The sequence below is a fragment of the Stieleria magnilauensis genome (assembly GCA_007753675.1).
GTDB lineage: Bacteria > Planctomycetota > Planctomycetia > Pirellulales > Pirellulaceae > Stieleria > Stieleria magnilauensis.
The window spans coordinates 8,093,840-8,115,895 of sequence record CP036432.1 but is presented as its reverse complement, the minus strand read 5'-3'; the positions used below and the strand labels follow the sequence as shown (position 1 = coordinate 8,115,895).

The following is a 22,056-nucleotide window of genomic DNA, read 5'->3' as shown; positions in this document are numbered from 1 at the left end:
TCACTTTAGCCGATGGCAGCCTCCGCGACAGAGAAAATAAAGACGCGACCGAAAGGCGCCCGCCCGCGGGGGCTCGACGGACGCCCCAGCCCCGGCGAGTTGTTCCAGCCGCTGGGCGTGAACCGGTCGTGTGGTTGCCAAGCGGGCCGGCAACCAGGAAGATCATTCGAAGACAGCGATCATCGCGGCGTCGGCGTTGTGCCGCGAGTGGAAGATCGATCATTGAATTCATCCACCGACGTGTTAACCGAACGATGACGTTCTGTATCGGAATCCAAGTCCGCGAAGGGATCATCGCCCTGGCGGACACCCGCATTGTTCGGGGCAGTGAGCAGGTCAACAAGCAAAAGCTGGCCGCGTTTCAGCACGGCAACAGCGCCTTGTTCACGATGACCAGTGGACTGCGGTCGGTCCGCGACAAGACGCTGGTTTACGTCGAAGAATCGCTGCGTGGGGGCGGAGAAACGCAGGATCGGCTGTATCAATTTGCCAACCTGTTCGGTCAACAACTGCGGCGGGTGAAAGAGGAAGACGGCCCCTCCCTAACCTCCACCGGGCACTCGTTCAACCTGCACGCGATCATCGGCGGTTGTTTGCCCGCCGATGATCGCCCCCAGATGTTCTATGTCTATCCGGAAGGGAATTGGGTCGAGTGCGCGATCGATTCGCCGTACTTCATGATCGGACGCACGTACTACGGCAAACCCATCTTGGATCGCCTGCTGACGTTCGAGACTCCCTTGCGTGCCGCCCTGGCGCTCGCCTTTCTGGCCTTTGATGCGACGCGTGCCAGTGTCACCGACGTCGGCTATCCGATTGACGTTGCGGTGATTTCAACGCAAAGCCGGCTTCCTGTTTATCAACGTTTGACCCAGGCGGATCTTGCCGAAACATCCGACAGCTGGGCACAGGGGCTCAAAGACATCCTTGGGCAACTGCCGATGTCCTGGGCCGATCCATTGCTCAACTCTGCCAGCTTTGATGCTGCCGGCCCTTCGGGTGTGTTGAATCCGCCGAACCAAGATCAAACTCAGAGTTAAGCGTGCCATGCCGACCATCAAAGTTGAAAGCCAGCTTCAATACGACGTGCGTCAGCCGACCAACATGTTGTTCAAAATCGCAGCGGCTCGCACCGATCGGCAGGAGGTGCACAATGAGCGTCTGACGGTCCACCCGGAGATCCAGATGGAAACGCTGGACGTCGGCTTGGAAGGGAACACGATGCAGCGTCTGTCCGTGCAACCCTGCCAACTGACGATCGAATATGAAGCCGAGGTCGTCTCGATTTCTCAACCGACCGATCTGGGCAATGTTCCCGAATCAAACGTGGGCAGTCTGCCGATGGAGGTCTTGCCCTATCTCAACCCGAGCCGGTACTGCGAAAGTGATCTGCTGGGCCGATTCGCGTTTGAAGAGTTCGGTCAGGTTCAGCCCGGGCTGCTGCGAATCCAAGCGATCTGTGATTGGGTCAACGAACATCTCGATTACACGCCGGGAAGCACCGGCGTGATGACTACGGCGGCGGACGTTGTCTTGCAACGAACCGGGGTCTGTCGCGACTACGCACACCTGGCGATCGCGCTGTGCCGGGGCATCGGCGTGCCGGCGCGGTACGTGTCCGGCTATGCCGCCCAGTTGCAGCCACCCGATTTCCATGGATTCATGGAAGTGTTCTTGAGCGGTCAGTGGTACTTTTTTGATCCCACCGAGCTGGCCGCCGTCGACGGTCTGGTCCGCATTGCGACCGGTCGCGATGCCGCCGATGTCCCCTTTGCGACGATCACCGGGGACGCGGGACTGACGTCGAAAAACGTCAGCGCCGTTTTCTTGCCCGAGTGAGCGGCCCGGGTTGGAATGACAGTTGCACGCTTATATCCCACCACGTCGGTCAGACGATCTCGACACTTCACACTAGCCGTTCCCCCGGTGACGCAGTTGCGCAGCGGAAGCCCGTGAGAGAGGTTTCCAGCCCGTCATTGGTGGGTCGACAGGCGGCGAGCGAGCCCCAATGCGCTCTGGGGAAGTGAGCCTTTGTCGGCGATTGAACAGCCTGCGCCGCAATGAACGACGATCGACCACACTGGTCGGCAATCGACCAGCCTGAAGGGGATCGCCCCAGGGGGCGCGTCAATCGTTCATCCGTGGAGAATCGCGCCGGCCGACGTCCATTCGATGTGCCCTCAACCAACAGGAAAACGATTAAAACGCCGAAAATTGTCGTCACGACGACCGGAACACAGAGCTGGCGGATTCGCACCGCAGGCAAGGAAGCAGCCGAGCATTCACGACGCGTGTTCGCATCTCGAGGTCTTCAATGCAGTCAAATCAATCGACGCGAAGACGGATTTGCATTCCAGGCCCAGGTCCCATCAGATTCCCCCGAACCGGCGGGTGGGGCATCCATCTCGAACGCTTTCTGAGCACCTTAGCGACGCTTAAGGGGGCCTGGCGCCGCCGCGATTCTCTTTGGCATACCACTTGCCATTCCTTAGGGCGTTGTTTGTACCTACCACAGGCGGGCTGTCTGCCCGGCCACTGACACGGATCCAAGAATCAATGAGCTCGATCATCGAATCTGAAAACCATCCCCAACCCAATGACACGATTCCTCAGGTGCTTGCGCCGCCCAGCGAGAGTTTGAACGTTGAGGCGGCCGGCGAATTGAACATCTGCCTGATCAGCTTGCACGGGCTGATCCGCGGCACCGACCCCGAGCTCGGCTGCGACGCCGACACCGGTGGCCAGGTGAAATACGTCTTGGAACTCGCTCGCGAGCTGGGAGCGCGGTCGAACGTCCGTCAGGTGCAACTTTTAACCCGACAGATCATCGACCCCAAGGTCTCGGAGGACTATGCGGTTCTGGAAGAGCCGATCGGTGAGTGCGCCAAGATCGTTCGCATCCCCTTCGGGCCGAAACGGTATTTGAAGAAAGAATCGCTGTGGCCCTACATCGAGATGTTCATCGACCAGACACTCGCGCACTTCAAACGCCACGGGATACCCGATGTGATTCATGGCCACTACGCCGACGCCGGCATCGCCGGGGCGCACCTGGCGCAGCTGCTGCATCTGCCTTACATCTTTACCGGGCACTCGCTCGGCCGGGTCAAACGCCAGCGGTTGTCGGGGGGCAAAACGAACCCCGAAGCGTTGGAAAAGAAGTACAAGTTCACGCAGCGGATCGAGGCCGAAGAGACGGCGTTGGAGACGGCCGCGATGGTCGTCACCAGTACAAATCAGGAAGTGAAGCAGCAGTACGAGCTGTACGATCATTACGTCCCGGCGAGGATGGAAGTGATCCCGCCGGGCGTCGACCTGTCCAATTTTTCTCCGCAGGCCGCCCCCAATCACGAACCGGAAATCCACAAGGCGCTCGAGCCGTTTCTGCGCGATCGCGACAAGCCAATGATCTTGACGATGGCGCGCCCGGATGAGCGAAAGAATCTGGAGATGCTGGTCCAGGTTTACGGCGAAAGCGAAGAACTGCAGAAGATCGCGAACTTGGTCTTGATCCTGGGCACGCGAGACGATTTGCGGGAGCTCCCCAAGGGGCAGCAGACGATCATCACGAATATCTTGCATTTGATCGACAAGTACAACTTGTACGGCAAGGTGGCCTATCCCAAGACCCATCGCCCGTGCGACGTGCCCGATCTGTACCGGATGGCGGCGCAGTCCAAAGGCGTCTTCATCAACCCCGCGCTGACCGAGCCATTCGGACTGACCTTGCTGGAAGCCGGCGCGACCGGGCTGCCGATCGTCGCGACGAACGATGGCGGACCGCGGGACATCATTTCCAACTGTGAAAACGGGCTGCTGATCGATCCGCTCGACGCCGGCGAGATCGAACGAGCGTTGTTGCGGGTGCTGACCGAAGAAGACGTCTGGCAAAAATTCTCGCAGGCGGGGATCGCGGGGACGCGCAAGCACTATGCCTGGAGCAACCACGCCTCGCGTTATCTCCGCGACGTGAAAGAGATCCTGGAACGGGCAACGTACCCCAGTTCGGTGAACCGTCCGGTACGTCGGCTGCCGCAATTTGATCGCATGATCATTACCGATTTGGACAACACGCTGACCGGCGACGACGAGGCCCTGGGACGGTTTGCGGACCTGATTCGCGAGAACGATCACATCGGATTCGGCATCGCGACCGGACGGCGACGCGACAGCGCGTTGGAATTGATCGAGTCGCTCGGGTTGCCGCAACCGGATCTGCTCGACACCGATGCGGGGACTCAATTGCACTACGGGGAGTCGATGACCCCTGACCGGACCTGGCAGAAATCGATCGGTTATGCCTGGGATCGGGACGGGATCCTCGCCTGTCTGGAGGAGCTGGAAGGGTTGACCCCGCAGTCGGAAGACCGACAATCCGAATTCAAAGTCAGCTTCGATATGGACCCGAGTAAAATCACGGTCACAAACGTCAAAAAGAAACTGCGAGAAGCCGGACTGAGGGCTAAGGTGGTGTTGTCCCTCGGAATGTTTTTGGATGTAATCCCGGTCCGGGGTGGCAGTGACCTGTCGATGCGGCATGTGCTCTGGAAATGGGGCTTCCAGCCGGATCATGTCCTGGTCGCCGGTGATTCGGGCAACGATGCCGGCATGTTGCTGGGGCGAACCTTGGGCGTCGTGGTCGCCAATCACAGCCGCGAACTGGATCGACTGAAGAATCGACCGCGCATCTATTTCGCAAACACGCCGCACGCGGGCGGAATTCTGGAAGGCATCGAGTACTACAACTTTTTGGACAAAATCGTAATTCCCAATGATCGGATTGATTGACTACGGTACGGACACCCAGGCAGAGCTTGATGAGCTGTCATTTCAGGCCGATCTATCACTGCAACGGCTCAAGCCGCGGTTGGAGCAGGTTTGGGAACAGTATTCGACATCGGATGAGCGACAAAAGATCTTCGAGACGCGATTGCGAGAGCATTGGCGACCGTTGTTCGCGCAGCTGCATGAACTCTACAGCGGACGCTACGATTTCTTTTATCATCTCGAACAGGTGCTATTGACCTGCGCGCTGGCATTCGCCCAGCGCAGCGAGGACCTGTGTGAAATCGACCGCCATCGGGTGATCGAGCCGGATTGGTTCCAGTCCGAAAACGTGGTCGGCGGCGCCCTCTACGTCGACCTGTTCAGCGACAATCTGAGCCGGTTGCGCGAGCACGTCGGGTACTTCAAGGACCTGGGGCTGACCTACTTGCACTTGATGCCGTTGTTTGCGGTCCGTCCGGGAAACAACGACGGCGGCTATGCGATCAGCAACTATCGAACCATCGCGCCCAGCCTGGGAACGGTGGAAGATTTGAAGCTGCTGGCCGATGACCTTCGCGAAGCCGGCATCAGCCTGGTGCTGGATTTCGTGTTCAACCACACGTCGGACGATCACGAGTGGGCTCAGCGAGCCCAGGCCGGACAACGGGAATACCAGGAGTTCTATTACACCTTCGCCGATCGATCGGTGCCGGAGCAATACGAACGCAACCTGCGCGAGATCTTTCCCACCGTTCGCCGCGGTAACTTTACCTGGCACGACGGCATGGGACGCTGGGTCTGGACCACGTTCAACAGCTTTCAGTGGGATCTGAACTACAGCAACCCCGCCGTGTTTCGAGCGATGCTCGATGAGATGCTGTTTATCGCCAACCTGGGCGTCGACTTTCTGCGTCTCGACGCGGTGGCGTTTATCTGGAAACAGATGGGCACCAGTTGCGAAAATCTGCCCCAAGCACACTTGGTCATCCGCGCGTTCAATCGGTTGGTGCGTTTGGCCGCGCCGGCGCTGGTGTTTAAATCCGAAGCGATCGTGCACCCCGATGAAGTCGTCAAGTACATCGACAAGAATGAATGCCAGGTCTCCTACAACCCGACGTTGATGGCTTTGCTGTGGGAATCCCTGGCGACCCGGCGAACCGATTTGTTGGTGCGAACACTCTCGCGACGTTTTTCATTGCCCGATGGCACGTCGTGGGTCAATTACCTGCGCTGCCACGACGACATCGGCTGGACGTTCGATGATGACGACGCGGCGTCGATCGGAATCAACGCCTACGACCATCGCAACTTCCTCAATGCGTTCTATTCAGGTCAGTTCGAAGGTTCCTTCGCCAGGGGTGTTCCGTTCCAGCACAATCACGAGACCGGCGACATGCGGATCTCGGGAACCATGGCGTCACTGGCCGGGTTAGAACGGGCGATCGAGCAAGAAGACGAAGAAGGCAAGGAACTTGCGATACGACGGATGATGCTGCTGCACGGCGTCACACTCAGCATCGGCGGAATCCCCTTGTTGTACATGGGCGAAGAGTGGGGCATGTTGAACGACTACTCCTTCACCACCGACCCCGCCAAGGCCGGCGATTCCCGCTGGATTCACCGGCCGCGGATGAAGTGGGAGTACTTGGAAGAGCTGGATGACGAATCCGGACGCGACTCGATTCGCCGACGCATCTTCCGTTCGCTGCAATCGATGATCGCGATCCGAAAACGCACGCTGGCCTTCGCCGGCCAGGAAATGAAGCTGTTTCCGACCGGCAACCATCACTTGCTCGGTTACGTCCGCTCCAACGAAGCGTCCAACGTCGTCGTGGTGGCGAACTTCACCGAACACGCCCAGGTCTTGGACGCAAATCGATTGCGGACCGCCGGACTCGGTCGTTTCTTTAAAAATCTGCTCAACGATGTCGAGTACGGGACCGCCGAACCCGTGCTGCTGCAGCCGTATGAACTGCTGTGGCTCAAGAGGATTTAGCCCAATACCCGCTAACTCCACTAGGTTTTGATCAGGGCAGGGCCCGTAGGCTGGCGCCAAACGGCTGATCATCAATTGACATTAGCCGGTTCGCGCCAGCGCGAGCGGCGCCCATCCATGTCGATTTAGCGGTATTCGGTTTGGCCGAATCGGCCGAACGCCTTCGTCGCCAAATTGAGTGGCTCCGCTCAACAGACTCGCGTGCCGACCAATCACTCCTCGCGTCGACCGAGGTGATACATCAATCCGTCTCGGACTCCTTCCGGGCCGATTCCGTTGGCCAAGTACAGCCATTGTTGATCCCGCATCGCGTCCCTGGTTTCGGCACGCAATTGTTCGTCCGCGTTCCCCACCAGCACGGCGCGAACCCCGCTGGTCATTGCCGCGGTGTCATTGCCGGAGTCCCCGGCGAACACGATCGATGCGGGATCGATCGAACGACGGGTTGCCCACCAATGGATTGCCGAACCCTTGTTGACGTTGATCGGAAGGATGTCCAACAAACCGTCACCGGTTTCCGGATCGCGGCTGATGGTGAATGCGAGCGGGCAATCGAACTCGACGATCCACATCGCGACTGACTCGCGGACCGCCGAAACGGCCCGGTGCGGAAAGTCGAAACTGCACTTCAGCGGCGTCTGTTGACGCGGATCTTGTGGCGTCAACCATTCGACACGCTCGCAGAGCGCGGATTGGATGCTCGCATTGGTCCAGCGTCCCATCCGATCCAGCAAGGCCTGTTCGTAATCGCGGTCCTGCTCGTAACTGCCATCCTCGCCGCGATGCCAGATGGTGGACCCGACGTCGCACAGGATCGAAGCCGGATGCGGCAAGTCGAATTGCGTGATCGCTTCGAACGTCAGCTCGAACGAACGTCCGGTGACAAAGATCAGCTGCAGGGAATGTTCTTCAACCAGACTGCCCAAATGCTTGACCGCCGCGTGTTGCTCTGGAGTTTCATGAACTGGGATGAACGTTCCATCCAAGTCGGTGGCGAGCGTCGTGACCGTCGAGTTTGTTTTCAAATTCATGGGCATGCTGAACGTGGTCTGCTGGGAACGCCGATCGATGGATCGACGACTTTTTGTCGAACGGGCACTTCTGCTCGTTCTCCTTCTCTCTCTATCTCCATCGCAGTTTCTCAGAAGAGCAAACGCAGTGCCAATTGCCAGCCTATCCGAGGGATATGAACCTGCACCGCATGGTGGGTCAGGCTGCATTGAACAAGTTCGACGCCTCGGACGCCAGGCTGATTGATCCGCTCAGCCCTGCCATTTCCTCAATCATCCCGTCGGATATCCCCTCGCAAGAGCATAGACACCACCCCCTGACAAGCATAAGCTCTTGCCTGGCGGATGCTATCTGGGGGGCTCGACATGCTCCCCTGGGAATCGATCAACGGATTGCCGGCCCGACGTCGCGAGGGTGACGAGGACGCCGTCGGTGTGTTGGTGCGATTTCACTTGCGAGCAGCCAACACTGGGACATTTTTTGATCTGCACACGCATCGGGGAAACATGACATGAGACGTCGAAATGCACACCGGTCAACGCGTCAACGCACTGCACTTTCGAAACGACTGCGTCGCCCGACCCTGCGTCCCCGCTTGGAACGACTGGAAAATCGCCGAGTGCTGGCCGCAGTTTCAGGGCTGATCACCAGCAACCTGACGTTCACCGACCCGTCCGATCCAGTGGAGTTCGTCGCCGACACTCAGATCGCGTCGGGGGTGATCGTCGAGGTCGGAGCAAACGTCCCGATCAGGATTTTTGAAAACGTCAACGTCACCGTTGATGGAATGTTGAAGTTCGACCATTCGGCCGGCGTCGAGATCACCGATGGAAGTGGTGGACAGGATTCCGGAATCGTCGTCAGCGGGACAGGGACGCTGGACATCGACGACACCGACTTCACGCGTCGCACGATCAGCAACGCGTTTGACCGAACACGCATCGCGGTCGTGGCGGGCGGGAAATTCATGGCGACCGATTCCCGTTTCGACTGGGATACGGTTGTGTTCGATGACGGCAGTCTGATTGCCGATGCCTCCACGACCTGGGTCCAAAGCAATGAGTTCAATCAGCCGATCTCGGTGCCCTATCAACACCTGCAAGATGCCTCACGACTTTCGGACAACCTGCGTTTTGAAGACATCAACATCCTGGCCGGCTCACTGCCGACCGGGGAAACACTGGACCTGAATCTGATCGGTACGGCGACGACGGTTGATCTTCGCTACGTGTTCCCGAGCGGATTCGAGATCCAATCCAACTCGACGCTGTCGGTCAATCAGGGCGTCTCGGTGTTGTTGAAAGAAGACCAACAGATTTCGGTTGATGGCACGTTGAAGTTTGACAACGCAGCATCGATGGTCGCCGAAGACGGTTACAGCGGTCAATTCGCCGGGATTTCGGTCAATGGAACGGGCACGCTGGACGTGATCAACACGGACTTCACGCGTACCAACACCGGCAACTTTCAAGACGACATTCGCATCGACGTCGCCGCCGGTGGAAAATTCAAAGCAACAGACTCGCACTTCGACTGGGATTCCATCCGATTGAGCGATGGCAGTGTGATCAGCAACGGTGCCACGCCTTGGGTCCTGCGGAACGAGTTCACCCAGCCGATCTCAGTGCCCTATCCACACCTGCACGTTGCCTCACGACTTGCGGACAACCTGCGTTTTGAAGACATCAACATCCTGGCCGGCTCACTGCCGACCGGGGAAACGCTGAATCTGAATCTGATCGGTACGGCGACGACAATTGACCTGCGCTACGTGTTCCCGAGCGGATTCGAGATCCAATCCAACGCGACGCTGTCGGTCAATCAGGGCGTCTCGGTGTTGCTGAAAGAAGACCAACAGATTTCGGTTGATGGCACGTTGAAGTTTGACAACGCGGCATCGATGGTCGCCGAAGACGGTTACAGCGGTCAATTCGCCGGGATTTCGGTCAATGGAACGGGCACGCTGGACGTGATCAACACGGACTTCACGCGTACCAACACCGGCAACTTTCAAGACGACATTCGCATCGACGTCGCCGCCGGTGGGAAATTCAAAGCAACGGACTCACAATTCGACTGGGATTCCATCCGATTGAGCGATGGCAGTGTGATCAGCAACGGTGCCACGCCTTGGGTCGTGCGGAACGAGTTCACCCAGCCGATCTCGGTGCCCTATCCACACCTGCACGATGCCTCACGACTTGCGGACAACCTCCGTTTTGAAGACATCGACATCCTGGCCGGCTCACTGCCGACCGGGGAAACGCTGAATCTGAATCTGATCGGTACGGCGACGACGGTTGATCTTCGCTACGTGTTCCCGAGCGGATTCGAGATCCAATCCAACGCGACGCTGTCGGTCAATCAGGGCGTCTCGGTGTTGTTGAAAGAAGACCAACAGATTTCGGTTGATGGCACGTTGAAGCTTGACAACGCGGCATCGATGGTCGCCGAAGACGGTTACAGCGGTCAATTCGCCGGGATTTCGGTCAATGGAACGGGCACGCTGGACGTGATCAATACGGACTTCACGCGTACCAACACCGGCAACTTTCAAGACGACATTCGCATCGACGTCGCCGCCGGTGGGAAATTCAAAGCAACGGACTCACAATTCGACTGGGATTCCATCCGATTGAGCGATGGCAGTGTGATCAGCAACGGTGCCACGCCTTGGGTCCTGCGGAACGAGTTCACCCAGCCGATCTCGGTGCCCTATCCACACCTGCACGATGCCTCACGACTTGCGGACAACCTCCGTTTTGAAGACATCGACATCCTGGCCGGCTCACTGCCGACCGGGGAAACGCTGAATCTGAATCTGATCGGTACGGCGACGACGGTTGATCTTCGCTACGTGTTCCCGAGCGGATTCACGATCCAAGAGGAGGCGTTACTGTCGGTCAATCATGATGTGCGAACACTGCTCAAGGAAAATCAGCAATTCAACGTGAATGGCACCTTGCGATTCGACAACGCCGCGTCCCTGGTACTTGAAGATGGATACAGCGGGCAAACCTCGGGCATTTCAGTCAGCGCGACAGGCACGTTGGACGTGATCAAGACCGATTTCACCCGCATCAGCACGGGCAACCTCCAAGACATCGCTCGGATCTTTGTCCGTGGGAACTTCTTCGCCGAGAAGTCGCTTTTTGCCTGGGACAAGATCGAGATCGATCCGGCAGCGAGCGTCGTGTTTGACCGCAATGAGTTCTACACTCCGCTGCAAATCGACAGTTCGGCCCGGACAAACATTCGCATCAATGACTTCAGCAATCTGGCGTCCAACAATACCGGCATCGTGCTGGTCGGCGATTCGAATGCGGAAGTCGACTTGCGCTACAATTTCTGGGGCACGACGACTCCGGCACAAATTGACGCCAAGATCCTGGACAAGGTCGATAATCCCAGCCGCCCGCTGGCTGTGTACATGCCGCCGTTGCCCGCGCCGCGAGCCGGTTTCGGTGAAGTCACCGGGACCAAGTTCAATGACTTGAACAACAATGGACAACGCGACGCCGGCGAACCGGGACTCGGGGGTGTCCGGATGTACGTCGACGTGGACCGTGACGGACAGTACGACGTCGGTGAGCCCTTTGCCATCTCATCGGCGGACAACCCCTCGACGAGCGACGTGGATGAAACCGGCCGGTACACGATCATCGACCTGATCGAAGGAAGTCATGTCATTCGCGAAGTCGTGCCGACGGGATTCCAACAGACCTTTCCGATCGCGGCGGCGGTTTCGAGCACGATTGAATTTGATGCGACTGGGCCGGAGTCGGGGATCACGCTTCCCGGCGTGACCGATTTCAGTTTTTCCGGGGCGCACTTCGCCGGCGGAACCGTCCTCAACACGGGCATGCCGGCATTGAACGCGTCGGGGCTGTTCGCTTACGAAATCAACGACACGGAGGGGAGCGTGGAGTTCAACCGCCCGATCGATTCGACGCGGTTCTTCTTCGTTCATGCCGGCCCCACCCCTGCGACGGCGACGGCCTACGGTGTGGACGGGACCGTGTTGGGACAGGTCACCAGCCGGCTGGCAACGGTCAACGCCGATCCGGCGAACTTTGTCACACTCGATCCGACCGATCCGATTTCGCGAATCGTGTTTAGCGGTGGTGTGGTAGATCAATTCACATTCACCAGCACTGCGAACGATCAGTCGCATCTGGTGCATCTTGGCGAAGACGAGGTGGTTGGCGCCATCGATTTTGGCAATCACCAAGCAACGCCGACGCTGGTGGTCACGCACTTCATGGCCAACCACAACGGCTTTGTCGCGCACTTCAATCGCTCGCTCGATGACACCGACTTAAACCTGTACGACGACTTTGCCCAATCCCTCGGGCCGGCGGATGTCGTCGTGCAAGGTGCCGCAACGGGAATCGTGAGTGGATCACTGGTCGTCGCTGAAACCGGGCGCAGCGTGACCTTTGTCCGCACCGGTGGTCCCTTGGAACCGGACCACTACACCGTCACCTTGCGCAGTGCAACCGACGGATTCAAAGACGACCAGGGCGAACGCCTCGACGGCAACGAAGACGGAACCGTGGGGGACGATTTCATTCGCGGCTTTGTGATCGCGACGCCGGCGGCCAATGACGTGACCATCTCAATCCCCGAATTCGCCCGCGGAGCCGGCCAGACGGTCAATCTGCCCGGCAACGCCGACTCCGGAATCCCTGTGACGCTAAGCACCGGGCACGATGTATCCAGCGTCGACTTTGAACTGGCATTTGATCCCAACCTGTTGACGCTGAGTGGGTTTTCCACCGACATCTCCGGCGCGGTTGCGGCGTTCCATCTGGTCAACCCCGGATTGGCACGCGTCACCGTCAGCAGTCCGAACGAGTTTGCGGCCGTGGAGGGTGTGATGGAACTCGGACGATTCGCCGCATCGGTTCCCGCCTCCGCACCCTACACGGCCAAACAGGTCTTGGACCTGCGGACCGTCGAGGTCCGCGATAGCGCCCCATTGCCTGCGCTGCGTCCGACGCGTGACGATGATGGATTGCACGTCGCGGCTTATGTCGGCGACCACAACGCCAGCGGTTCGTACACCGGTGGCGACGTCACCCTGCTTCAACGCGTCGTGGTGGGCAGCGCTTCGGGGTTTGCCGACTACAAACTTGCCGATCCGCGGGTGATCGCCGACCTCAACCATAGCGGCGACCTATCCGGTGGCGATGCGACGTTGCTGCAACGCGTGATCATCGGCGTTCCGGTCGACGTGGTGCCGGCGATCCCCAGTGGCATTACACCACAAGCGGCCGACGGCCCCGATCCGCTGATCTTCATTCCGACCGACCTGAAAGCCTCGCCGACGACGACCGTCGCCACACCCGTGATGCTGACCGTGACCGAAGGTGACGGCATCACGCTCAGCAGTGTCGACTTGGTCATCGAGTTTGATCCCGACCGATTCGATGTTGCAAATTTCCGTCTGGGAGACTTGGTCCAAGATGCGGGCTTTAGCGCCCCCGCCGTCAATGTCCAGCGTCCGGGAATGATCCGGGTCACGATGTCCACCGCCGCGAGCACACCGCTGCTTGCCAACGGGACCACCGGGTCGCTGCTGGTGTTCGACATGACGGTCAAAAGCGACGCGTTGATCGGCGCTTCGACGATCAACTTGAGAGCCAATTTCGTTGACACGATCAGCCGGACGACGACCAATGCGACCAACGCAAACGTCCAAGAGTTGGTGCTGGTTCCGTCACCGACCAACGGCGCCAACGATCCGGTCGACGGAGCGATCACGGTGATGCCCGGTGTCCAGCAAATCACGGTCAACGATGGAACGAACAATCGCTCCCAGATCACGTCGTTGACGATTCAATTCAACACGATCTTGGACCATGGCTTGCTGAGCGATGCGTTCGAACTGGTCAATCTCGATCGGTTGCAAAGTGTCGGTGTGATCCATGTGTCGGCCGTGGACGATCCTGGGCTTGGCAAAACGATTGCGACACTCACCTTTGCCGGCGATTCCACGGTGCCACGCAACGGTTCAGGACTGTTCGCAAACTCTCTGGCCGACGGGAACTATCGCCTGGAGATCACCGCCGGCAACGTCCGCGCCGCAACCGAGGGTGAAATGACGGCCCCCTATCAGTTCGGCCAAACTTCACTCGACCAGTTCTTTCGACTCTATGGCGATACCGACGGCGACCGCGACGTCGATGGCCAGGACTATGGTCGTTTCGGACGGGCCTTCCTCAGCCAATCCGATGACCCAAATTACGACCCCTTCATGGATTCCGACGGCGATGGCGATGTCGATGGACAAGATTATGGCCGCTTCGGTTTGAATTTCCTGAAGAGGCTTTAGGAGGATGGCAGTCGGGTGCTGGCCAGGTCATCTTCCCCCGTCGCTGTCCCGGTTCGTTAGAATGCACGCCTCCCACCCTCCCCAGCCCACCCAGGACATGCATCATGAACCGTGCCGCTTCCCTCTTTGCATTGCTTCTCCTCCCCGTCGCACTCTTGGCGGCCGATGACTTTCCTAAACCCGTTCTCGTCGACGCGCAGCGTATATGGGACGCGGCTCCACACAACGCGTTCACCGATCTGGTGCGGTTTAACGAGCGTTGGTACTGCGTTTTTCGCGAGGGTCAAAAACACGTCTCTCCCGACGGCGCGTTGCGAGTTCTGACGTCGTCGGACGGTGAACATTGGAAGTCCGCGGCGCTCGTCACGTCGCAAGACTACGATCTGCGCGATGCCAAAATCACCGTCACTCCCGATGGCCGGCTGATGCTCGCCGGCGCCGGAGCGGCCGACACGCCGGAGGGACGACACCATCAATCGCTGGTCTGGTTCTCCGACGACGGCACCCACTGGAGTGCCCCCACCGCGGTCGGTGATCCAGACAACTGGCTCTGGCGGATCACTTGGCACAAGGGAAATGCGTACGGCTTCGGCTACGGTTGCGGCAAGGGCGATCGATGCCTGCGGCTGTTCAAAAGTTCCGACGGAAAGTCGTTTGAAACTCTGATCGAAAACGTTGACGTCGAAGGCACGTACCCCAACGAAACGTCCATCGTTTTCCTTCCCAATGACACGGCGTATTGCTTATTGCGACAGGACGGAAAACCCAACTCGGGCAACCTCGGTACGTCGCGTCCCCCGTACACGCATTGGGATTGGAAGCCCCTGGGAGTGCGGATAGGCGGTCCCGACATGATCCAGCTGCCCGACGGTCGTTTCGTCGCCGTCGTTCGTCTATACGATTCGCCCGTCCGTACGTCGCTCTGTTGGCTCGATCCGGAGACCGGCACGCTGACCGAAGCACTTAAGCTGCCGTCGGGCGGAGACACCAGTTACGCAGGGCTGGTTTGGCATGATGAGATGCTGTGGATCAGCTACTATTCGTCACACGAAGGCAAGACGAACATCTACTTGGCCAAGGTCCGCTTCGAAGGTTAAGCAGCCGCCGTTTGATCAGTAACTCCTGTCGCTCGGCAAGTCGACCGAATCCATGGTCGTTGCGAGGGGAGGTCGAACCGTCAATCGCGGCGTGCACTTCATCGTCCAAAGCCGCGTTCACAATCGGTCGGGATCCAGCACGACGTGACGGATGCTCGTGCGTTTCCACGTGTAAGTGATGTGAATCTTGTGGTCGGCGGTTTGAATGACGGCCGGATAGGAAAACTCGGCGCCGCGTTCGCGTTCCAACGTCAGCACGGGATTCCATTGTTTCCCGTCAGAGGAAAGGGCCACATTCAACATCGAGCGGCCGGCGGGGAACGGGCCGCGTTTGATGGTGTGGTTGTAGACCAGCAGATGCCGACCATCGGACAAGATCACCGCATCGATAACCGGCGTCCTGAAGCAGTTCAGCAACGGTGTGATCGTTGTCATCGAGGTAGGTCGGATAGTGCGGAATGTTGTTGCGAGCCGGAGTGTGCCCGCCATGCAGCCCGGTCATCAATACACTCCGTGACGACGTACACACCGGTCCTCCGGCATCGGCTTGGGTGAAACGGATTCCTTGCTGTGCCAGTCGGTCAATGTTGGGCGTGGCGATCAACTGCTGACCATAGCAACCGAGGTCACCGTAACCGAGATCATCGGCGACGATCAGCACGATGTTGGGAGATTCTGCCTGGGGTTCCATCGCATAGGAGGTCGCGGGAACCAAGCTAGCGGACAACAGACACAGCGCGCATACCCAAACAGAGTGATGACCCAGGAGTGGTTTCATGGAGTAAGCATCTTGACGATGGATGTGAAGCTTTCGTGGAATGGAGACCGCAGGATTTCAACCGCGATTGATGCTGTAACGGTATGTTACAATAATCTCCCGCACCGCAGTGGACATCGATCGATGTCGATTGCCCCACCCCCGACGTGCTGCTTCCATTGCCCACCTTGATCCAGCACCCCTCAATGATCACGACTGAACGAATGCGGAATTGACAGGCTGGAAGCCTATCCCACTTTTGACAAGCGATCATTTCCACGAGTGAATTTTATGAATCGAAACGGCTTCGTGTGTTGGTTGTTTCTGGTCTCCCTGGCCGCCGGAACGCTCGACGACAAACCCGTGTGGGCTGGTGAATTGCGCGCCGGAGCGGCATCGGTGGACATCTCTCCCCGCAGCCTGCCGGCGATTCGCAACGGTGGCTTCTTACAAGCTGAATGGAATCGTGTCGACGATCCGCTGCACGCTCGTTGTCTGGTGTTGTCCGATGGCGAGGAAACCATCGCGATCGCAATCGTCGATTCGTGCATGCTTCCCACCGACATTTGCGACGCCATCAAAGCGAAGGTGGCCGATCAGATTTCGCTACCGCCCCAACGCATCCTGATCAGCGCCACCCACACCCATTCAGCCCCTTCGGTGATGTCGTACTGCTTGGGCACCAGTCGCGATGAGGCGTATGTCGAATTCGTCGTGCCGCAAATCGCCCAGGCGATCGTGTCCGCGCACCGGAACCTGCGACCGGCAAAACTCGGCTGGACGTCCGTGGACGCGGAAGAACACACGAATTGTCGTCGCTGGATCACCCGCAGCGATCGGATCCGACCCGATCCATTCGGCGAAACGACGGTGCGGGCCATGATGCATCCGGGGTACCTGAATCCCGATTACGTCAGTCCGGCCGGCCCGGTCGATCCTCAACTGTCCGTGCTGAGCGTCGTTTCCGCCCAGGACGACGCGCCGATCTGCGTGTTGGCGAATTATTCGATGCACTACTTCGGCAGCAGTTCCGGCTTCTCGGCGGACTACTTCGGTGAAGTCGCCGATTTGCTGGAATCGCAAATCGCTCCAACGGATAACGCATCCGATCACACCTTCGTCGGCATCATGTCGCAAGGGACCAGCGGTGATCTGCATTGGATGAACTACGCCAAACCGCATCAACCTGTGAATCGAAAAGACTACGCCAAAGCGATCGCCGAACAAACATTGGCGGCGTGGAAACAAATCGAGCATCGGTCGGATCTGACGATCGCGATGGCCGAATCACGGATGAAACTCCGCAGGCGAGTTCCCGACGCCCAACGTCTGGCGTGGGCCAAGACAATCAACGAACAACGGGGTGAGCGTCCACCCAAAGATCGCCCGGAAGTCTACGCGCAACAGGCTGAGTGGATTGACGAGAATCCGGAAACAGAAGTGGTTTTGCAAGCCGTGCGGATCGGCGACCTGGGCATCACCGCACTGCCGAATGAAGTCTACGGCATCACGGGATTGAAACTGAAACAGCAAAGTCCGCTCGGCGAAACGTTTAACTTGGAACTCGCCAACGGCGCCGAAGGTTACATTCCGCCACCCGAACAGCATCGCTTGGGCGGATACACAACCTGGCCGGCACGTACGGCTGGATTGGAAATCGATGCGGAACCGAAGATCGTCGACCGCGTGCTGTCGCTGTTGGAATCCGTCTCGGGAAAGAAGCGGCGTCCGCTGGTCGATCCTCCCAACGCGTATTCCCGCGCCATCCTCGATGCCGAGCCCACGGCGTACTGGCGATTGGGCGACATGGTGGTCGACCGTGCGACCGATGCGACGGGCAATCATCATGCGACGTTCCAGGGCGGTGTCGCCCTTTATTTGCCGGGACCGAGCGGCCACGGATTCGGTGAAACTCCCAACCGCAGTGTCTACTTCGCCGGCGGCTCGTTAGAAGCCACCGTGAACTCGCTGTCGAATACCTACAGCATGTCGATGTGGTTTTGGAACGGTTTGCCCGCCGATGGACATGACCAAACGGGGACGCTGTTTTCGCGTGGCCGCGACGAATCAATGGAATCGTTATCGATCGTCGGTGGCGATCAAGGCATGACTTTGCTGGCGTTCGGCGATGGCTCGACACGGCACGTCGCTGCGACACCCCTGTCGACCAAAGCATGGCATCACGTCACGTTGGTGCTTGATGTCGATTCGATCAAGATCTACTTGGACGGCAACCCGAAACCGGAATTGGAACGGCCACTCCCGGCAAAGGACGGCTCACCGGCAGAGGAATTCTCATTCGGCCGATTCGACGGCAAGCTCGATGACATTGCCTTGTTCGCGCGAACGCTCTCCGCAGACGAAATTGGCGATTTGTTTCGCACCTCTGAAATGCAACCTCCGGCGCGTCCTCGACGGCCGTTCATTCAAAGCGAAAAACCGTCCAACGACGATTCGCTGAAACGGTACGCCGAAGCGGTTCGGACTTCGCAACCGATCGCCTATTGGCGGTTGCATGACGCCGACCGCCAGTCCGCCCGAGACGAACTGGGCGGCAACCACGCCCGTTACGAACCCCATGCCGGTCCCCGAAAACCTGGCACCGCGACGCCGAACTTTTCCGGCGGCAGAGTCTTGGCGGGCGTTTCCAAGCTGGACGATCAATACAGCGTCGAATTCTGGTTCCGGAATGAGCTCCCGATCACCAGCCGCCCGATCACCGCCTACCTCTTCACGCGAGGGGTCGACGGCGCCAACGGTGCCCCCGGTGACAACCTGGGACTCGGCGGAACGCACACTGCCACGGGACGATTGTTGGTGTTCAACGGCAACGAACGCGGGGAATCAGTGACCGGCAAGACGTTGCTTGTCCCCGGTGGCTGGAACCATGTGGTGATGACGCGACAGGGAGCCAAGGTAACGGTCTTTTTAAACGGCGAGATTGAAATCGAGGATCGGCTTCCCAAGACCTATCCCGATGGTTGCGGAGAACTTCAAATCGGTGGTCGCAATGACAATTTCGCCAATCTGCAAGGGATGATCGACGAGGTGGCGGTGTACGATCGGGCGATCACATTGGAAGAAGCCAAATCTCATTTCGCGGCCGCTGGCGTCAAACCGACTCCCGTTGAAAACACCACAACGCAGCCCCAACAGGAAGCGGAACCGACACCGATCGCAGCGGCCGATTCCCTGGAAAAGATTCATGTTCGCGAGGGTTATCACGTCCAGTTGGTCGCCAGCGAACCGCAGTTGAAGGATCCGGTTTCGATCGACTGGGGACTCGATGGCAAACTGTGGGTTGTGGAAATGGCCGACTATCCGTTGGGCATCGATGGGCACGGCAAACCGGGCGGCCGGATTCGCGTCTTGGAAGATCGGGATGCGGACGGGTACTACGAAACATCCACGTTGTTTGCCGACGACCTCAGTTTCCCGCCCGGAATCCTGGTCTGGGGCAATGGCATTCTGATTACCGCCGCACCGGAGATTCTGTATCTGGAAGACAGCAACGGGGATGGCAAAGCCGACGTCAAACGAACGGTCTTCAACGGGTTCCTGGAAGGCAACCAGCAACTGCGTGTCAACGGGTTGCGCTGGGGGTTGGACAACTGGGTCCACTGCGCCAGCGGCAGCCATCATGCGGGGTACGGCAAAGGCAACCAAATCACGTCGGTGATCACGGGCGAGAGTCATCAAATCGGCAGCCGTGATTTTCGCATTCGGCCTGACACCGGCGAGATCGATCCGCAGAGTGGTCCCTCACAATACGGACGCAATCGAGACGACTGGGGCAACTGGTTCGGAGTGCAAAACAGTCGACCGCTTTGGCATTACGTCTTGGCCGATGAAGACATCCGTCGCAATCCGCACTTCGCCCCGCCGGATCCGAAGCATCTGGTCGTCACACCGGTCAATCCTCCGGTGTTTCCCGCCGCACAACTGCAAAAGCGTTTTCACAGCTTCAACCAATCCGGACGTTTCACGTCAGCCTGCTCGGCAATGATCTATCGCGACGACGTGCTATTCCCGCAAGCCGACGACCAGCAGCACGCGTTTACCTGCGAGCCGTTTCACAACTTGGTTCAACACAACATCATCACCGAGGACGGCGTCAGTTTTGACTTCCACCGAGACCCGGCCGAGGATGTCGTTGATTTCTTTGCCAGTGAAGATCGCTGGTGCCGGCCGGTGATGGTCCGCACCGGCCCCGACGGCGCGCTGTGGGTTGTCGATATGTATCGCTACATGATCGAACATCCCCAATGGCTGCCTCAAAACGGCAAAGATGAGCTGAGACCGTATTATCGGTTGGGAGAAAACCATGGCCGGATCTATCGCATCCTACCCTCCGGCAAGCATCCGGGAATGCCAAAGATCGACGACTCGCGTGAAGGATTGCTGCGTGCCATGGCCAGCTCGAACGGCTGGCAGCGAGACGCGGCACAGCGCACTCTGGTTCGCACGAAGGACATGGCAGCGGTTCCGCATCTTCGATCGATGGCAACCGCCGACGACCGTCCACGCCAGCGACTGCAAGCCCTGTGCACACTCGATGGGCTGCAGGCGCTGAACGCTGAAGTCTTGCAGACGGCGTTGCGTGACCCGCATCCGGGAGTCCGCCGCCAAGCCGTGCGATTGGCTGCCAGACATGTGGTCGAGGTACAGACATTGGCGTCGCTGATCGAGGACAAGGACGCCAAGGTGCGATTACAGCTCGCGGCCACGCTGGGGGCGTACGACGATCCGCTCGCGTCCCAAGCACTCGCAAGTCTGGCGTGGCAGTCAGCCGACGATGCGTACATCGTTGCCAACGTGATGAGTTCGCTGAGTGATCGCAACCTTACCGAGGTGCTGAATGCCTTCATGGCGATCGCGTCTGATTCATCGGCGCGCGACCGAAGCGCCCACCCATTGCAACGACAGTTATTCGCACAGGTCGCGGCCTTGGGGGATGTCGACGCTATCGGTCAAACCATCGCCAGCCTCGTGGGACGGTCAGACTTGCCCCCAGAACCATGGCAGCTGTCCGGGTTGGCCGAGCTGCTCGATGGTTTGGAAAAACGCAAGTTTTCGATCACACAGCTTTCCGATGCTCAGCAACAGTTGATCGCCGGATCGATCCAACAGGCGCGGAGCGTGGTTTCCGAAGCGTCGGGAACGTTGACCCCCATGGTCGACAGTGCGCTGCGTCTGTTGTTACGACAACCAGGCGATCACACCCATGACATGCGGCTGCTCGCCGAGTTGCTGGTGCCGCAATCGACGGTGGAGTTGCAACTGGCGGTGGTGGATCGATTGGCCGACCAATCCGATCCGCAAATTGGGGACGCCTTGCTGTCCGGCTGGCCGTCCTACGGTCCCGCGCTACGATCACGTGTACTCGACGTGCTGTCCGGTCGCACGGCGTGGAGTTCGGCGCTGTTGGCGGCGGTGCGTTCGGAACAACTTTCCAGTGGCGAAATCGGTCCCGCGATCCGTGAACGGCTGTTGGCGACCAAGGACAAAACGCTTCAAGCCGGCTGGACGAAAGCCTTCGCGTCTTCGACCAGCCCAGACCGTAGAAAGGTGATCGAAGACTACCAAAACGCATTGACGTTGGTCGGTGACTTGGAACGGGGAAAGAAGGTGTTTGCCAAGAGCTGCGCCGCCTGCCATCGACTCGGAAACGTCGGCCATGAAGTCGGCCCCAACCTGGCGTCGATCACCGACAAACGTCCCCACGTGCTGCTGTCGAACATCTTGGACCCCAGTGCCGCGGTCGAAGCACGCTATCTGACGTACATCGTGCTGAGCGATGACGGCCGCGTCCGAAACGGATTGTTGGGCACCGAGACGGGCAGCAGCATCACGCTGTTGTCCGGCGAAGGCAAACGGGAAACGATCCTGCGATCGGAGATTGAAGAGTTACGGGCATCGGGAAAATCGCTGATGCCTGATGGGTTGGAAAAAGAACTTTCACCACAAGACGTCGCCGACCTGATCGTGTTGTTGCGGTCCAATCCGACGACGACGGATTGAGAGATCAGCCGTTTGACGCCAACCAGTCCTTCCGGTGCAGCAATACGCAGAGCCTGCGAGACCTTTTGTT

General features: G+C 58.8%; 9 protein-coding genes and 1 pseudogene. 7 read left to right on the top strand and 3 right to left on the bottom strand.

Translation table 11 applies throughout. The features are described from left to right. Positions 1–254: 254 nt before the first annotated feature. From TBK1r_RS29265 to TBK1r_RS29250, 4 genes are all read left to right on the top strand, one after another. The gene (locus TBK1r_RS29265; RefSeq protein WP_145218585.1) at positions 255–1,040 is read left to right on the top strand and encodes an Ntn hydrolase family protein; all 786 of its coding nucleotides are present in this window, start codon (positions 255–257) and stop codon (positions 1,038–1,040) included. Positions 1,041–1,047: 7 nt separating this feature from the next. Then, positions 1,048–1,839 (top strand): transglutaminase-like domain-containing protein, encoded by a 792-nt coding sequence (locus tag TBK1r_RS29260; RefSeq protein WP_145218583.1) that lies wholly within the window; start codon positions 1,048–1,050, stop codon positions 1,837–1,839. 717 nt (positions 1,840–2,556) lie between these two features. Then, a complete protein-coding gene (locus TBK1r_RS29255) occupies positions 2,557–4,788 on the top strand; it encodes an HAD-IIB family hydrolase (protein ID WP_473772466.1) in 2,232 nt (743 codons plus the stop codon). Next, entirely contained in the window at positions 4,772–6,763 is a 1,992-nt protein-coding gene (locus TBK1r_RS29250; protein WP_145218581.1) for an amylosucrase, read from the top strand. Before TBK1r_RS29255 ends, TBK1r_RS29250 begins: the two co-directional genes overlap by 17 nt. A 212-nt stretch (positions 6,764–6,975) precedes the next feature. Here TBK1r_RS29250 and TBK1r_RS29245 read toward each other — a convergent pair whose 3' ends face one another. Continuing rightward, entirely contained in the window at positions 6,976–7,794 is an 819-nt protein-coding gene (locus tag TBK1r_RS29245) for an HAD-IIB family hydrolase (RefSeq protein ID WP_419580502.1), read from the bottom strand. A gap of 491 nt (positions 7,795–8,285) precedes the next feature. Between TBK1r_RS29245 and TBK1r_RS29240 the strand changes: the two genes are divergently transcribed. Together TBK1r_RS29240 and TBK1r_RS29235 are read left to right on the top strand one after the other, a co-directional pair. Next, complete coding sequence (locus TBK1r_RS29240; RefSeq protein WP_145218577.1) at positions 8,286–14,111, top strand: cohesin domain-containing protein; 5,826 nt, start codon at positions 8,286–8,288, stop codon at positions 14,109–14,111. Between the two features lie 104 nt (positions 14,112–14,215). After that, positions 14,216–15,208, top strand: a complete 993-nt coding sequence (locus tag TBK1r_RS29235; RefSeq protein WP_419580501.1) for a sialidase family protein — start codon at positions 14,216–14,218, stop codon at positions 15,206–15,208. Positions 15,209–15,325: 117 nt separating this feature from the next. Here TBK1r_RS29235 and TBK1r_RS29230 read toward each other — a convergent pair whose 3' ends face one another. Together TBK1r_RS29230 and TBK1r_RS29225 are read right to left on the bottom strand one after the other, a co-directional pair. Beyond that, positions 15,326–15,643: an exo-alpha-sialidase gene (locus TBK1r_RS29230; protein ID WP_419580500.1), complete on the bottom strand. Its 318-nt coding sequence runs from the start codon at positions 15,641–15,643 to the stop codon at positions 15,326–15,328. A gap of 7 nt (positions 15,644–15,650) precedes the next feature. Continuing rightward, positions 15,651–15,899: pseudogene (locus tag TBK1r_RS29225) on the bottom strand (sulfatase-like hydrolase/transferase); the annotation flags it as partial. 357 nt (positions 15,900–16,256) lie between these two features. Between TBK1r_RS29225 and TBK1r_RS29220 the strand changes: the two are divergent. Beyond that, positions 16,257–21,986 carry a neutral/alkaline non-lysosomal ceramidase N-terminal domain-containing protein gene (locus TBK1r_RS29220; RefSeq protein ID WP_145218573.1) on the top strand — a complete coding sequence of 1,910 codons (5,730 nt, stop codon included), beginning with the start codon at positions 16,257–16,259 and terminating at the stop codon, positions 21,984–21,986. Positions 21,987–22,056 lie beyond the last annotated feature (70 nt).

Coding starts and splice junctions, on each gene's coding strand:
- TBK1r_RS29265 (WP_145218585.1), top strand. CDS start 255: ATGACGTTCTGTATCGGAATCCAAGTCCGCGAAGGGATCATCGCCCTG.
- TBK1r_RS29260 (WP_145218583.1), top strand. CDS start 1,048: ATGCCGACCATCAAAGTTGAAAGCCAGCTTCAATACGACGTGCGTCAG.
- TBK1r_RS29255 (WP_473772466.1), top strand. CDS start 2,557: ATGAGCTCGATCATCGAATCTGAAAACCATCCCCAACCCAATGACACG.
- TBK1r_RS29250 (WP_145218581.1), top strand. CDS start 4,772: ATGATCGGATTGATTGACTACGGTACGGACACCCAGGCAGAGCTTGAT.
- TBK1r_RS29245 (WP_419580502.1), bottom strand. CDS start 7,794: ATGAATTTGAAAACAAACTCGACGGTCACGACGCTCGCCACCGACTTG.
- TBK1r_RS29240 (WP_145218577.1), top strand. CDS start 8,286: ATGAGACGTCGAAATGCACACCGGTCAACGCGTCAACGCACTGCACTT.
- TBK1r_RS29235 (WP_419580501.1), top strand. CDS start 14,216: ATGAACCGTGCCGCTTCCCTCTTTGCATTGCTTCTCCTCCCCGTCGCA.
- TBK1r_RS29230 (WP_419580500.1), bottom strand. CDS start 15,643: ATGACAACGATCACACCGTTGCTGAACTGCTTCAGGACGCCGGTTATC.
- TBK1r_RS29220 (WP_145218573.1), top strand. CDS start 16,257: ATGAATCGAAACGGCTTCGTGTGTTGGTTGTTTCTGGTCTCCCTGGCC.